The organism is Thalassobacterium maritimum, from assembly GCF_031127805.1.
Taxonomy (GTDB): domain Bacteria; phylum Verrucomicrobiota; class Verrucomicrobiia; order Opitutales; family Coraliomargaritaceae; genus Thalassobacterium; species Thalassobacterium maritimum.
Genome location: NZ_JARXHW010000034.1, coordinates 1 through 14,325 on the forward strand (window position 1 = coordinate 1; position 14,325 = coordinate 14,325).

The following is a 14,325-nucleotide window of genomic DNA, read 5'->3' on the forward strand; positions in this document are numbered from 1 at the left end:
CTAGTTTTCGGTTGATGTGAGAAGTTCGTCTAAGCGAATGGTGCGTTTCATTTCAGCTGACTTAGAAAGCGCGCTCAGCATTTTCATCAGTTGAACCGCTTGCTCTATGGAATTTTGTGGCTTTTTGTTTTGCTGGATGCATTCCACGAAATGCTTTGCCTGCGTAATCATCGGATTAATGCCTTCAAGTGCAGGATCCACTGGAAGCTGAGAGAGCTCAAAGTCTGTGGAGGAGCCAGTTATTAGCTTGCCGCCTACAATATCGATGCCGCCCTGAGTGCCACATATCTGGTTCACTTGCCATTCGTCTGAGTAATCGAGCTCGGGTTTCTTCCAACCTTTGGGCCCGACTTGATTCATCCCGAATGCAAAGCTGCCTTGAATGATTGCTTCATTTTCGAAGCGTATCCAAAAGAAAAAATTATCGTCTGCTGTGTATTGCTCGGGATCTGGAGCAAACTGCTTAAATGCGGGAGTCTCCGAAGCAGTTACTTCAACTGGAGTCGGATTGCCCATACAATACCAGAGTAGGTCAAGACCGTGGATGCCTAAGTCGATTAGGACGCCGCCCCCTTTTTCTTTGTTGGTTCGCCATGTGTCACCTCTTACTTGTGCCCCGCGCGTGCGTATCCATTTGGTTTCTCCAGCATATACATTACCCAGCTTGCCCGCTTGAATGCATTGCCTTGTGGCTTGTGCCACAGCGCTGAAGCGTGACTGCCGAATGAACATATACTGTTTGTCGCTGCGTTCGACCGCAGCGGCAATTTCGAGCATTTCCTCGTAATCATTGGCGGGTGGCTTGTCACAGAGCACATGTACATTGGCTGCTAAGCAGTCGAGCGTTGCTTGTTTGTGTAAGGAGGTTGGCAGCGTGATAACGACGGCATCCAGATCCTCATTTTTAAGCATTTCTCTGTAGTCAGTGTAGGCGCGTTTAAATCCGAAAAGTTCTTTAGCTGCTTGGCCGGATTCAGCATTGATATCAGCGAGTGCGGTGAATTCGATGCCAGGGATTGGGACCAGTTCGTCTGCTTCATTGGGGACCGCAAAGCCGCGTATGCCAAAGCGAGAGGGGCGTAGGCCCATAAAACCGATCTTAATTTTTGGAGTTGGAGTTTTCATTTTTTATGATGTTTGCGGTCAACGCCGCTTAGGGTATGCAAAGCTAATGGATAAAACTGTTTACTGTTAAGGGTAAGCTTCTGATAATAAGGGTAAAATTCTGATATGAAACTGAAACAGTGGAAAGTGTGGGATGTTCGCTCTGGAAGGGTTGGCTTGTTGCCCTATTTACAGGGTTTGATCGAAAATCACATCGAAATGGTCCGCGAAGGACGACAGGTTCTGAAGGTGATTGCAGAGCCTGCAGAGGTATCGGCAGGCTTAGTGATTAGCCAGCGACCTAAAATCTTTTTTCAGTTAGAGGGGAAGAACTTAGTTACTCATCCCAGTGGTGAAACAATAGTCAATGTCGGTGAGATCTTGATCATTCAGGCGAAGACACCACATTTGGAGAAACGCTTGTATAATCGTAGTCGCTACGCTCACATCTATACCAATCTCACTAATCAGCGCTATGTGTTTCATGCTTACACGCGTTGTGCCAATCCTTCGAGAAAGCAGTACAACATAGCAAATAGTTATATTGATCACCATAAGAATGCCTTTGTGCTACAGATGTTAAATGAACTATGTGAAAATGCCCTTAGGAATTCTGCATGTTTTACAGCTTTAAGTCAGAGTTTATTACAGAGTATCTTGTTGCAACTAATGCTGATATTGAAGCAACCGCACATCGGGGCGGGGGAGCACCCTATCATTCATAATTGTAAGCAATTGATCTATGAGCATCTGCAGGATGCCAATCTCTCCGTATCGCTGCTTGCCGAACATATGCAAATTAACCCTGATTATCTTTCACGTGTCTTTTCTAAATACTCTGAACAACGACTCGTGACTTATATTAGCGAATGTCGGGTTAATTTAGCCAAAGAGATTCTCAGCAATCTGAATGTGAGCGTCGAGGAGGCTTCGGCTTTGTCGGGCTTTACGGATCGTGGGTATTTTACCAAGGTCTTTAGTCGTATCGCAGGCATGACACCGACGCAGTTTAGGAAAAGTGTATGTGCAGTGTATATAGAAGGTCGGTCCCAACTTTGACTGCGTGCGCTCTGTTAAATGGCGGCGTAGCCTGTTCGGTAGCGTCCGGGAGGTATGCCAGTGTGTCGTTTAAACCAAGTGTTAAAATGAGCTGCATCGCTGAAGCCTAAAGAATAGGCGATGGATTTTTGTGTTTGTTCACTGTCGGCGAGGCGGGATCGAGCAAACTCTATTCGGCGACGCTCCCAGTGTTGTTGCAGGCTCATTTTCATCTCATGCTTAAAGAGTCGGTTTAGTTGTGCCATGCCTATCCCTAGTGTAGATAGAGATGCCTTGGGGAAGCCTGCATTTAATGGGGCGTCATTGAGTGTGCGAAGAGCACTTAGAATACGGGTGTCTCCAGGTTGCCGAGCGATCTGGTCTCCATTGGATAATCGTGCCGTGAGCCAGACTTGCAACCAATCTTGAAACACTCGTTGGAGTTGTGTGAATTGCCTGTAGTCGACACTTTGTCGTGCATATTCCTTATGCTTTTGGTTCGGGAAACTTTCTTTAAACATTTGCGCGAGTGAACCAGCAATTTCCTTCATGCGTGGTTGTTCGCAATCTTTAATGATTAAGGCTTGAGGGCTCGCTACGATATTCTCACCAGTCGGCCATTGACAGCTGAACTTGAGTGAGATGAGCGAGGCATCGGAGCTGAAATTTTGCTTGTGGCACTCTGCTGGTAGCAAAAGCCATTCGCCTGCATCCGCTCTGTATTCGCCTGACTTTCCACTGATAAGAACGCTTCCAGTGCGTATGAACCAAGCCCAATTTCTGCGCGTATGATCGCTATGCATTTGGCGTGAGCTTGAGGCTGGTCTGTGATCGTAGGCCCATATTAGTTCACTTTGTAAACTAGCCCAGTCGTGGAGTGAGAGTCGAATGTTCGAGAGCTTCATTTGTCAAAATCTGGAAAGGTTATGTTTATTTGGCGCAATGCATGAGGCTTGTAAGCCACAATAGTTCTCATTCTCGTATTGATATGGCGAAAAAAATGATACAACCGCAAGCTTCCTATGTTTTCGATTCCGCGGCCGCGGCTGAGAACGGAGATTTAACTGCGTGCTCGGAGGGGGCGGGGGATGAGGTTCAGGCCCGCGTTGGAGACATTGCACCGGCTGTCACCCATGATGGTTACCGTGGCGTTTGGTTTCGGCTAGGCTTTCATTTCGAATATGGTGATAAATATTCAGGTGGGCTTGGCACTTACACGGCTAACCACCAGCCCATGGCTCAATATGTAGCTGAGGTTGATAGAACTTATTTCGTATATGGTGGCACTCCTGCTGTAGATCAGCGTAAATTGATTATTTTCGTTTCTTACTACGATCATGCTACGGGGTTGCTGCCGCGCCCAGTGGCGCTTTATTTTGATCCCTCTGTCGATGATCCGCATGATAACGCCTGTCTTCATGTTGACTCACGAGGCTATGTTTGGGTCTTTAAAAGTGGGCGCGGACGTCGTCGTCCTGGCTTAATCTTCCGCTCTTGTGAGCCTTATGAGTTGTTGGAGTTTGAAAAAGTGGGGGTCCAGGAATTCACCTATCCCCAAATTTGGCAGGGAGAGGCGGGGCAAGAAATGTTCATGCTATTTACCAAATATTTTCCTGGTACCAAATATGGTCCAGCTCGACATCTATTTTGGAAACATAGTCAGGACGGGCGCCAGTGGAGTGAGGATCATCCTCTTGCTGAGTTTGGGGGGCATTATCAGACTAGTGGTCGTTGGCAAGGGCCGAGGGGGGAGACCAAGTTTGCCACTTTTTTTAATTACCACCCAGAGAGTCAGGTCGACCGTCGCACTAACGTATATTATGCGCAGACTACGAATTCTGGGCGTACGTGGACGACGGCAAGTGGAGAAGTATTAGACTTGCCGCTACGTCAGGCCGATAACTCGGCATTAATTTTGCCGTTGTTAGATCAGCAGCACTATATGTATACTTGTGACCTCAATTTTGACCAACACGGGCATCCTGTATTGCTCTTTATTGTCAGCCGTTCTGGTGAGCCGGGGCCTGCAGGTTCTCCGCGAGAATGGGTACTGATGCATTGGAATGGTTCCGATTGGGAGCGGCGAGTGATCACGCAATCCGATCATAATTATGATATGGGAAGCCTTCATATTGAGGGCAATGTCTGGCGCATTGTTGGCCCGACAGGTAAGGCCCCACAGCAGTGGGGGACTGGTGGGGAAATGGAGATGTGGCTGAGTTATGATGCCGGGCAGACTTGGTGTCGAGAGCGCGCGCTCACTGCCGAAAGTGCCTATAATCATTCCTATGCGAGACGGCCACTAGATGCGCACCCTGACTTTGCAGTATTTTGGGCCGATGGAGATGCTACTGAGATTTCTTGTTCGCGGCTATATTTCTCTAATCGTGATGGTTCTCGGGTTTATCGTCTGCCTTATAATATGGATGAGGCCTTTACTGCACCGGAAAGGGTGCGTTGACTGGGCTATTTGTAGCATTTTTTTTACGCTAATTGAGGGGGTGTCCTCATTGGTAATTGACTGCGATAGCTTGATGTATTCACATAGTAAGCGATAGTGGACCTAACCTTTATATATAAATAAGTGCTTATGAAATTTAAAACGACTTCACTTTTCGTCTTCGTATCTGCAGCGATCACGTTGCCAGTGACGGCGCAAAGCTACTTTACTGATTTTCCTGAAGCGGAGTCTAGTATGCCCAGTGACTGGGTGGTCCGCGCCAGTTCGGGGTTTGCGGTTGATAGCGGTGGCGATTTCCGGTTTACTGGAAGTGGTAACGGCTTGGCGGAGTATCGTCCCGATCCGGCCAACGGCTTTGACGCTTTGACTGATTATACCATCGAGGCCGATTTTCGTAAGAGTGCAGGTTCCAATTTTACTGGCGTGGTCGGCCGTAGCCAGTCTTCCGGCTTTAGTTTTTATATGGCCCGCTTAAACGGAGATAATATTATGCAGTTGTATGTCTTCGATGATGGAGTAGCCACTCAATTGGGAGGAGACGTTACGACCAGTGATGATTATTTGTCGGGTGAAACCTGGACCATTCGTATGATGTTTGCTGGTACGCAAATCTCGGCTGAACTTCTAGATGAATCGGATACTGTAGTGGGTTCAATCGTGCAGACAGATGCTACATGGAGTAGCGGCTATTCCGGTGTGCGTTCCAGTGAGCCTTCCGTTTACGAAAACTATTCGATCACGGTGCCAGAGCTTTCGTCTTTCTCTTTGATGATGGGGGGCATGGGCTTAGTGTTCAGCCTGGTGCGTCGCCGTCGTTAGGCTCTTTAAGTTTATATCATGAGGTAGACTTTCGCTGTGGCCACTCGTTGGCTGGAGCTGGTCGCAGATTTCAGAGCAGACATCAGTGCCATCGCTAGCTGTGCTGCGCCATTCTCTACCTTAGCTAGCCTATTAAGCTCGAAGGCTTGTTTTCTATGAAACAAGTCTTCGAGCTTTGCTGTCTTTATTGGCTCAAGAATATTTAATTTCCTGTTGAATAGGTTCACCAGTGCTCTGCTGGCATTCTTACCATTGGGCAGCAAGTTGATATTCAGAAATATAGATAGGAATACTCCAATTCATTGCCCCTTATGTTTAAAATTAAAACTACAGCGTTTTCGCTGTCCTTGATCGCATCGGTTCTTTCGGCTGAAAATATGCTAAGCAACAGTCAATTTGATGACTGGCAGGATGGTAAGCCGAGTGCTTGGACGATACGCTCGAAGCAGGAGTACTATGCTCGCGAGCAGGAAACAGATTCGGCAGCGAATCAAGTGTTTGGAGTTAAGGTGGTCAAGACCTCTGGGGGCTATGGTGAAGTGTTACAAAAGGTGCCCGTAGAAAAGAATACACGCTATCGTTTTACGGGGCGCGTTAAAGCGAGCATGAAGAGCAGCGCATTCTTTCAGATTAAGTTCTTTAGCAATGGCAAAGAAATGTCCCGTACGAACTTGAGCAGTAACAAGGGCAGCGATTGGAACGATGTTGAAAAAGTCTTTCAAACCGACGGTGCCGACGCCGTGGCTATCTTACTGCGCTGGAAGCAACAGCAGGAATATTTAGATAATGTCATCGCCTTTGATGATCTGACACTGGAAAAAGAGCCTCCGCTAGTCTACCAGGGGGAGGAAGTCGCACCCGTCGCGGTGCCCACCTTTAATTCGGTCGGGCTTTACTGGAAACCGACCGGAGGCACAGCCTCAAAGGCGGTCACAACTCACTATCGTGCGCAGGGAAGTAGCGAGTGGAAAGAAGCACTCCCGTTGTGGTTCGATGCAAATGAGCATCCTGCGCCCTATGATCGGCATACTGCGGAGTATCGTGGCAGTATTGTGGGACTGGATGCGGGCACTAGCTATCAAGTGAAGCTCAGCTTGGACGGCGGTGCGGAACGTGTCTTTAATTTTGTTACCTGGTCGGAGGATTTTAAGATCGCTCGCACTGTGGAGTTGCCGCCCGCCATGGGGGAGATGCATCGCATTACTGAGGGTGGCAGTGAAGAAGAGGGCTATGTGCTGTATGTGCCGCAAGGAGGGGCGGATGCGGTTTGGGACGCGCAAAATGCGGCGGATTGCAACCTTAAGGTTGAGGCACCTTGGGTGATCGTTCGTGGCTTTACCCTACGTGGAGGTAAGAATCATGGCATTGTGCTGGGCGACGTTCAGAACGTGGTGATTGAGGATTGTGATATTAGCGGTTGGGGCGCGACACGTGGAAACGGGCAGGCGTATAATTTAAACTCAGCGATTTATAGCGGCTCGAAAAGCTTGAAGCGTATTGTGGTTCAAAATTGTGAGCTCCACCATCCACGCAGCGACAGTAATTCATGGAAGGAGAAACGTCCTGGCACTAATAGCTCACACCCGGAAGGGCCCCAAGGCATTACGTTTAAGGGCGGCAAGGGAGAATTCGTGATTCGTAATAACCGAATTTATTCTGACATGGACCACATGTTTAATGATGGCATGGGAGAGACCAGTAATTTTGGCTATGGCGGCTTTCCGAATCGGGACAGTGACATTTACAATAATTTTGTTTCGCACTGCTGGGATGACGGTCTCGAAATCGAAGGTGCCGATATCAATGTCCGCGTTTGGAACAATTATATTGATATGACCTATGGCGCGATTGGGGCTGCGGCGCCAAGCACGGGGCCCGTTTACTTCTTCCGCAATGTATATGGCGTCTCACGCAAGCATTCAGGAACGGATAGTAATTCCTACCGTGGTCATTATCTGGTCAAGTTGGGCAATGAAAAGCCACATTATACACGCGGCCGCATGTTTATCTTCCATAACACTGCATTGCAGCCACCTGCGTTTGAAGCAAATAGCGAGATCAAATCGAGTGGGGCGCAATCAGGGATCGTCTTTACTTCCAGTAAGAAGACCCAGCAAAACATGACGACTCGTAACAACATCATTCAGACACGGAAGAGCGGTGACTGGGCGATCTTAGATCAGAAATACACTTATTCGAACGATTTTGATTACGACTTTTATCAAGGTAAGGTTCGGGCTAAAGAAGGGTCTGAGAAAAATGCAATCATTGGCACACCTGTATACGAACGTGCGCCTGATGGGAGACTTTGGTTAGCGCCGGGGACACCTGGGCATGATGCTGCCGTGCGGATTCCTAATTTTAACGATGACTACGTAGGAACTGGACCCGACATGGGCGCAATTGAGACTGGCAGCACGCAAGCGAAGCCTACGACGTGGCCCGTGTTTCCTGAGAATTACGATCCTAGCCAAAATTCGAATTTGTAGTTTTCTAAATATTTACGATTCCGTAAATATTTTACAACGTCCTTAGGCATCCCCCAATGCCAACGGATTTCATATTGATGACCCGCAGCCATGACCCCCTTGTTATTGATACCAACTAGACCCTCTCTCTCAAAAAAAACTTCATGTGCTAGATCTCGAGACTCTCAGCAGGGGTTCGCCTTGATTATTTCGATGGGATTGATGGCCTTTGTTTTGTTGTTAGTCCTTTCGATTTATACTTTATTAGAGGTGGAGGCTAGGGCCTCCGGTCAATCTCAGGCACAGACGTTGGCGCGTCAGAATGCTTATTTAGGAGTGTTGACGGCGGTAGGCGAACTGCAACAGGCTTTGGGACCTGATTCCAGGATCACAGCCCGATCCGATATTTTTGCTGGTAGCGAAGCTTTAGCAGAGGATAGTGAGGTCGATCAACTTTACTGGATGGGTGTTTGGAATGCTAATAACCCGGATGGCAGTGTAAAAACTACCGAGGACTATAAAGCTTGGAATGCCTTAACGCCGGAAGAGCGAATTGCGCAAGGCCGCTGGGTGGTGAGTGGCAATGCGGGCAAAGAGCCGACCGACGAGGATTATTGGACACCGCTGCAGGCGATGCCTGAAGATGGCACGACCGTAGTGCTGGCTGAAGCGGCTGAAGACTTCGACGTCGACGCGGTTCGTGTGCCCAAGGTGTCGGTAGGCTCTGGAGCGCAAAAAGGGAATTTCGCCTACTGGGTGAGCGATGACAGTGCCAAGGCGCTTGTGAATGTGATTGATCCGAATGCAGTTGATCCGGATGTTGAGCTGGATGATCTCAATCGCTCATTTCAACTGGCGAATCGCAATGCCATCGAAGTGGTCAGCAAATTGGAAAATTATACGCCGAATGATGTATCCTTAGAATATTTGTATGATCTGAATTATGGATACGGGAAGTGGATTTCAGATCCATCCGAAGACAGTGTTAGTGTGCGTCGCGGGCTCTTTCACGACCTGGCAACTTGGTCGAAGGGGCTGCTGGTGGATGTGAAGGACGGTGCGCTGAAGCGCGACCTAACCCAAGCCTTTGAAATTCACAATTCATTTGTTGAGCACTTTACGGATACGGCCTTTGGCACACAACTGGCCTCGGATCAAGAGGCTGCCGATCCGATGACGCCGGAGCCTTACTACTTTATTGAAGACCCCATCATCCAGAACGGGAGCCCGAATTGGGCCATTCTGCGCGATTATTATCGGCAATACTGGCAGGGGGATGATGGTTCTGATTGGACGAATAAGTTGAGTTTTACTGGTGTTATCAGATACCTCGAAGATGGGTCTAAAGTTTGGAAGTATTTGCCGCGTCGACTCAGTAGTATGCCTTACTCTGATCCACGTATCAGTGATACTTTACCCTATCAGTATGTTGATGACGATGGAGAAGATACCAGTAATAGAGAAGGGGATAATTATCAACAGACGAGTTGGTTGACTCCAGTCGTTTCTCAGATTCGAATTTCGCATGCGTTGGAGGTGGTTAGTTCCGGCTCTCCGGATCAGCCAGATGTGCTAGCTTTGTCTTTCCGCCCGCTTTTCAGTCTATATAACCCTTACAATGTGAGGTTGAATGGGAATGATTTTGGATTCAAGTCAACCATTAATCCGCGAATAACATTAACGCTGGGGCTTGAGGAGGGAGCGAGAACTGTAGAGTTTTACCAATCAGAGTTACATGATGCGAACATGCAGGGAACCTTCACAGTTACTTTTGGTGATTTTCCAGACAATGGTTTGTTTCCTGGTGCTGTGATCCATGAGGGCTTCGGTGGCTCCACCTTTGCGACTAAGGCTGGTGATAATAATGCAGACACGAATTATACCACAACCACTTGGACTCAACTCGGTGGACGTCTTTTTGCTCTCAGCGATTTTGGTGACCGCTCGCCTGAAGATGCTGATGAGAATGGGCCAGTATCGTATGAGGAAGCCAGTGAGTGGAAGAGAGGGCAAAACGCCGGAAAACAAAATTCGGAACATCCGCGCTGGGGCTTAACGGAAGATGAAAGAGAGTGGATTCGCTTAGCTGTTGCACAAGACGCATCGATAAGTGTTAGAATCGATTATGATAGTTTTGGCTATATACGTTTATATACGAATTCTCCGGAGGCAGGTTATGGTTTTAATCGGATCGTCGATCTTTGGCGTCCCGGCGGGACAGATCAGCCGGAAACATTCTCTACAAGTTTTACCAGTATCTCACTTGCTACCGTGCAGGATTCATTTGAAACGCTGGAATTTGCTCTGCGCACCACAGAACGTATGGACGGTCCTGTATCGGATTTAGAACCAATACGCAATCTTGTCGATACGAATATCCGTTCCATTTTTAGTCATTCAATGTGGGACGGCCAAGAGAACTATAGCCGCTATTTAAGTTTATACGATGGTTCTGCTCTTGGAAGCAATCAACAGGAACCTCAAAGCTATACTGATAGTAGACTTACACGTAATAACAAAAAATCAAAACTCGGTTACTTCGGACGTAGCGTCAATCCTGAGCCTTATGGTCAGAAATCTGTCATCCTTTTTGAGAAGCCTCGTGGGCCGCTATTGAGCTTAGGCCAAATGCAGCACGCAAATTTAGGACGTTATCACTTCGACCCGACTTATATGCTTGGAAATTCCTATGCGAGTTTACGTATTCCCATGGATGAATTTCGCGTTTCTGGTTTCGGTGGTGTTGATGATTTAACCTTTTTTGATTCGTCCTACCTCGTGAATGAGCGCGTATGGGATGGCTTCTTCTTCTCAACGCTGGAAATTCCCAAAGAAACCGATGATCGTAACGATTTGCTGGAGGAGCTCGCAGCGCCGGATGCGGACCTTTCCGAATACACCCTCAACCCGCGAATGGAATTTATTGACTCCGCGCTCAGTGCTCAGGAGCGCTATAACCGAATCGTGGTCGAAGACTCCGCAGATGACAACTTTAAGTCGGCCATCTATCGCCCGGCCTCGGAGATGTGGGTCAACGGCGCATTCAACGTGAACTCCACGTCGGTCGAAGCGTGGAAGGCTGTGCTTTCCAGTAGTCAGGGGCTTCGCTTCCCGATCTACGAGCCGATGAATTCACACGAAATCATAACGGAAGATGATGTGAGCTTCTCTCGGTTTAGTCGTCCCTTTAATCATGGTTTCAAATCGGGTGATACCTCAACCGAAGAGGGGGTCTGGAGCGGATACCGAAAGCTCAGTTCCGAGGAAGTCACCGATCTCGCGGAATCCATCGTGGAGCAAATCAAGGCGCGCGGTCCGTTTCTCAGTTTGGCTTCATTTGTCAATCGCCGCCTGAGCAATGATGAGCTCGGCAAGAAAGGTGCCTTGCAAGCGGCCTTGGACGATCCGACACTGGGCAGCGACGCAAGCTTGGCGGTCAATTATTTCAGCGATCAACACGTTGAATTGGGCAGTGAGGATGTGGAACCATTTACTGAATTTACGAGTCTGTTGTCTGAGAATCTTGCGGATACGGATACAACGATCATGGGCTTGCCTGGCTATGTTTTGCAGTCGGATATTTTACAGCAAATCGGTTCGTTTCTGACGGTGCGTTCTGATACTTTTACCATTCGTGCCTATGGCGATGTGGTGAATCCTGTGACGAATGAAGTGACCAGCCGTGTCCTCTGTGAAGCCAAAGTGCAGCGCGTACCTACTCCCGTTGAAGCGGGTGCGACGGGGACTGATGAAATGGATGAACTCATTCAGCCGTCGAGTCCCTTTGGTAGGCGCTTACAGATTGTGTCGATTAAGTGGCTGAACGAAGATGAAATTTAATTGTATGAATATTAGAGCGTTTTTTTTGTGTGTCGGAGCGAGTGCTTTATTGCTAGGTAGTTTATTCGGGCAAGATGCAAAGAATATAAATTCTCAGTTTTCGGTACTGAGTTGGAAGCGGACCATTCATGATCTTTATTATGAAAGTGCCAGTGGCGAAGAATTTAAGTTTTTTGCGCCCAATGGATCTCCCTCGCAAGTCTATGATTATATGGGGCCAGCGCCTTTAAATTTTTATAAGTATAAGGGGGTCGACGAGGCCGGCAACCCACTGCGAAAGGTGGTGGCGAGCTACTCGCCTAAGGCAGGCGATCAACATTTGCTACTCTTTATACCCGACCCCAAAAGTCGAACGGAAGAGCGTTACCGCCTTTTACCCTTAGATTATTCCCCTGAGAGTATTGCTGAAGGAACGTATCGTTTTTTTAACTTAGCAAGTTACCCTGTTTATATCCGTTTTGGAGATGAGACATTTAAGGTGAATGCCGGGCGTTCCGAATCAATTCGCTCGGATCCGTCCGTTGCGGACGGGCTTGATGTGGCCATGGCCTTACAGGTGAGTGAAGAGCCGAATAGCGCCAAGGTGGTATACTCGGCTGGTTGGACTCTGAAGTCGGGGCGTTCTGCGCTTGTCTTTATTACGAATGACCGTGGAATCAAAGGTCGTATCGACGTTAAACGAATCTATTTTTAAGTATGCAATCCCCGAAGACCTTATTTCGTTTCTTTTTTAGTATCAGCCTCTGTCTTAGCTTATGCACGCTTGCTTTGGGTACACCGGCAGATTTAGGTCATAGGACTACCGTCTACATGGTCGGTGATTCGACCATGGCGAATAAGAGCAATCCGGAGCAAAATCCAGAGTATGGCTGGGGGCAGGTCTTGCAGGATTATCTCGCCACTGAAGTTGTCGTGCGCAATCACGCCTCAGGGGGGCGTAGCACGCGTAGTTTTGTGGCCGAAGGTCGCTGGGAGCGTGTGATTGAATCGGTTCAGCCCGGGGATTGGGTGATCATTCAGTTCGGGCACAACGATCAAAAAAAGAAAAAGCCCGAGCTCTATACCGATCCGGCCACCGACTATCGTGACTTCCTAAAAAAGTTTGTTGAAGAGACCCGCGCAAAAGGGGGAAAGCCCATTTTAGCGACATCGATCTACCGTCGTTATTTTCGTGACGGACAGGCGAAGAGTTCATTGGGCGGCTATCCCCAAGCGACGCGCGAGGTGGCAGCCGAGCTAGAGGTGCCGATGGTCGATTTACATCAGTTGACTGGTGACCTGCTCAATGAATATGGCGAAGCAGGATCGAAAGCGCTCTTTCTACATTACGAGGCTGGTGAGCATCCATATTATCCCAATGGAAAACGCGATAACAGCCATCTCTCGGAGGAAGGGGCACGCGCCGTGGCCGCCTTGTTTGTCGAAGAAGTTGTCAACTTGCAGATTGATTTTCCTGCTCAAGAAACGCAAGCAGCTGCGAAGTAGAATTTAATTTACAGAGGCTTCATTTATTAAGACCAGTTGGACGTTAGAATGCCGTGGTCTTCAGCTGTGAAGCCCCTACGGTTTGGGGCCTAAGGTCGAGCCTTCTACCCATTCACCTTCCATTAGAATCGCTTTGGGCGCCTGTGGAATGCCGCGTTCATTACGGTGAATTTGAGCGACCACCAGATCGACGGCACTTGCGCCTAAGTCGTTGAAGGGTTGTTTCACTCCCGAACATTGTAGATCTTCCGCTTTCCAACTGAGAGTCGCGTAGCCGATTTGATCCATGGGCAGGCCTGCCTCGATCAGTGTGTGATAGCGGTGCCCATAGTCACCAATGATGGCATCTGGTTGGAATGCTTGATACCAAGCGGAGTAATCTTGCGCATTCCAAGTGCCACATGTCTGGTAAGCCACTCTGGGGTCCAAGCCGGCTTGACTGCAATGATGTTGAAAGACCATGATCGTGGCGTGATCCGCACGGGTTTCCCACTCAGTGGAACCAATCAGTAAGCCGATCTTACGATAACCACGTGCGATCACTTCATCTAAAACCTTTTGAATGATGTGGTAGTGATGCGACATGGTGTAGTGCAGCGTGGGGCGGCTCAAGGATCGGCCAATCGTGGCCATCGCAAAATCGTCCCAAGGGAAGCTTGGCTGTAGGTTGGTGTTTCGAATGGGGCAGATGATCGCACCGCGCACACCGCGCGATTTCAGAATGCGCGAGAGTACCTCGGGCTCGGTGTGGCTCGCATCGAGATGGTAGCGACTCATTTCGTAGCCCATCTCCTGCGCGCGCTTACGACTGCCCGCTTCGATCTCTTGCAATGAATCCGGTAGCGTTTCATTCACCTTATACGTGACGACCCACGCAATGTTGGCATTTTGTTCGACCCGTTTTTTGCGCACGCCCGCCATTAAGGTCTGAATCATGGGATTGGGGCGGTAGCCGAGCTTTTCCGCGGCTGCTTTCACCTTCTTCGCTGTTTCTTCGCTGCTGCGGCCCGTTCCCCGCAGGACCCGAGAGACTGTCATCTTGGACACCCCGACGGCTTGCGCGATGTCCTCTAGCGTGGGTGTGTGACTTTGGGGCTTTTTCACTGAGTG

10 protein-coding genes are annotated in these 14,325 nt (G+C 48.7%); 7 read left to right on the top strand and 3 right to left on the bottom strand.

The window, feature by feature from the left end; all coding sequences use genetic code 11:
* The gene (locus QEH52_RS13635) at positions 1-1,125 is read right to left on the bottom strand and encodes a Gfo/Idh/MocA family protein (RefSeq protein ID WP_308951183.1); all 1,125 of its coding nucleotides are present in this window, start codon (positions 1,123-1,125) and stop codon (positions 1-3) included.
* Between the two features lie 105 nt (positions 1,126-1,230).
* On the opposite strand from QEH52_RS13635, the gene QEH52_RS13640 reads away from it, so the two are divergent.
* On the top strand, positions 1,231-2,163 hold the full coding sequence (locus QEH52_RS13640) for a helix-turn-helix transcriptional regulator (RefSeq protein ID WP_308951184.1): 933 nt from the start codon (positions 1,231-1,233) through the stop codon (positions 2,161-2,163).
* Between the two features lie 14 nt (positions 2,164-2,177).
* Here QEH52_RS13640 and QEH52_RS13645 read toward each other — a convergent pair whose 3' ends face one another.
* Positions 2,178-2,945: a helix-turn-helix domain-containing protein gene (locus QEH52_RS13645; protein WP_308951185.1), complete on the bottom strand. Its 768-nt coding sequence runs from the start codon at positions 2,943-2,945 to the stop codon at positions 2,178-2,180.
* A gap of 197 nt (positions 2,946-3,142) precedes the next feature.
* Here QEH52_RS13645 and QEH52_RS13650 point away from each other — a divergent pair, with 197 nt between their 5' ends.
* From QEH52_RS13650 to QEH52_RS13675, 6 genes are all read left to right on the top strand, one after another.
* Positions 3,143-4,603, top strand: coding sequence for a BNR-4 repeat-containing protein (locus QEH52_RS13650; RefSeq protein WP_308951186.1), 1,461 nt, complete (start codon positions 3,143-3,145; stop codon positions 4,601-4,603).
* Between the two features lie 129 nt (positions 4,604-4,732).
* The gene (locus QEH52_RS13655; RefSeq protein ID WP_308951187.1) at positions 4,733-5,422 is read left to right on the top strand and encodes a hypothetical protein; all 690 of its coding nucleotides are present in this window, start codon (positions 4,733-4,735) and stop codon (positions 5,420-5,422) included.
* 311 nt (positions 5,423-5,733) lie between these two features.
* Positions 5,734-7,911, top strand: a complete 2,178-nt coding sequence (locus QEH52_RS13660; RefSeq protein ID WP_308951188.1) for a right-handed parallel beta-helix repeat-containing protein — start codon at positions 5,734-5,736, stop codon at positions 7,909-7,911.
* A 180-nt stretch (positions 7,912-8,091) separates the two neighbouring features.
* Positions 8,092-11,730: a hypothetical protein gene (locus QEH52_RS13665; RefSeq protein ID WP_308951189.1), complete on the top strand. Its 3,639-nt coding sequence runs from the start codon at positions 8,092-8,094 to the stop codon at positions 11,728-11,730.
* A gap of 4 nt (positions 11,731-11,734) precedes the next feature.
* Complete coding sequence (locus QEH52_RS13670; protein ID WP_308951190.1) at positions 11,735-12,424, top strand: hypothetical protein; 690 nt, start codon at positions 11,735-11,737, stop codon at positions 12,422-12,424.
* Between the two features lie 2 nt (positions 12,425-12,426).
* Positions 12,427-13,215: a rhamnogalacturonan acetylesterase gene (locus tag QEH52_RS13675; RefSeq protein WP_308951191.1), complete on the top strand. Its 789-nt coding sequence runs from the start codon at positions 12,427-12,429 to the stop codon at positions 13,213-13,215.
* Between the two features lie 75 nt (positions 13,216-13,290).
* Here QEH52_RS13675 and QEH52_RS13680 read toward each other — a convergent pair whose 3' ends face one another.
* Positions 13,291-14,319, bottom strand: coding sequence for a LacI family DNA-binding transcriptional regulator (locus QEH52_RS13680; RefSeq protein WP_308951192.1), 1,029 nt, complete (start codon positions 14,317-14,319; stop codon positions 13,291-13,293).
* Positions 14,320-14,325 lie beyond the last annotated feature (6 nt).

Excerpts from the sequence above, each read along its gene's own strand:
- QEH52_RS13635 (WP_308951183.1), bottom strand. The coding sequence starts at position 1,125 with ATGAAAACTCCAACTCCAAAAATTAAGATCGGTTTTATGGGCCTACGC.
- QEH52_RS13640 (WP_308951184.1), top strand. The coding sequence starts at position 1,231 with ATGAAACTGAAACAGTGGAAAGTGTGGGATGTTCGCTCTGGAAGGGTT.
- QEH52_RS13645 (WP_308951185.1), bottom strand. The coding sequence starts at position 2,945 with ATGCATAGCGATCATACGCGCAGAAATTGGGCTTGGTTCATACGCACT.
- QEH52_RS13650 (WP_308951186.1), top strand. The coding sequence starts at position 3,143 with ATGATACAACCGCAAGCTTCCTATGTTTTCGATTCCGCGGCCGCGGCT.
- QEH52_RS13655 (WP_308951187.1), top strand. The coding sequence starts at position 4,733 with ATGAAATTTAAAACGACTTCACTTTTCGTCTTCGTATCTGCAGCGATC.
- QEH52_RS13660 (WP_308951188.1), top strand. The coding sequence starts at position 5,734 with ATGTTTAAAATTAAAACTACAGCGTTTTCGCTGTCCTTGATCGCATCG.
- QEH52_RS13670 (WP_308951190.1), top strand. The coding sequence starts at position 11,735 with ATGAATATTAGAGCGTTTTTTTTGTGTGTCGGAGCGAGTGCTTTATTG.
- QEH52_RS13675 (WP_308951191.1), top strand. The coding sequence starts at position 12,427 with ATGCAATCCCCGAAGACCTTATTTCGTTTCTTTTTTAGTATCAGCCTC.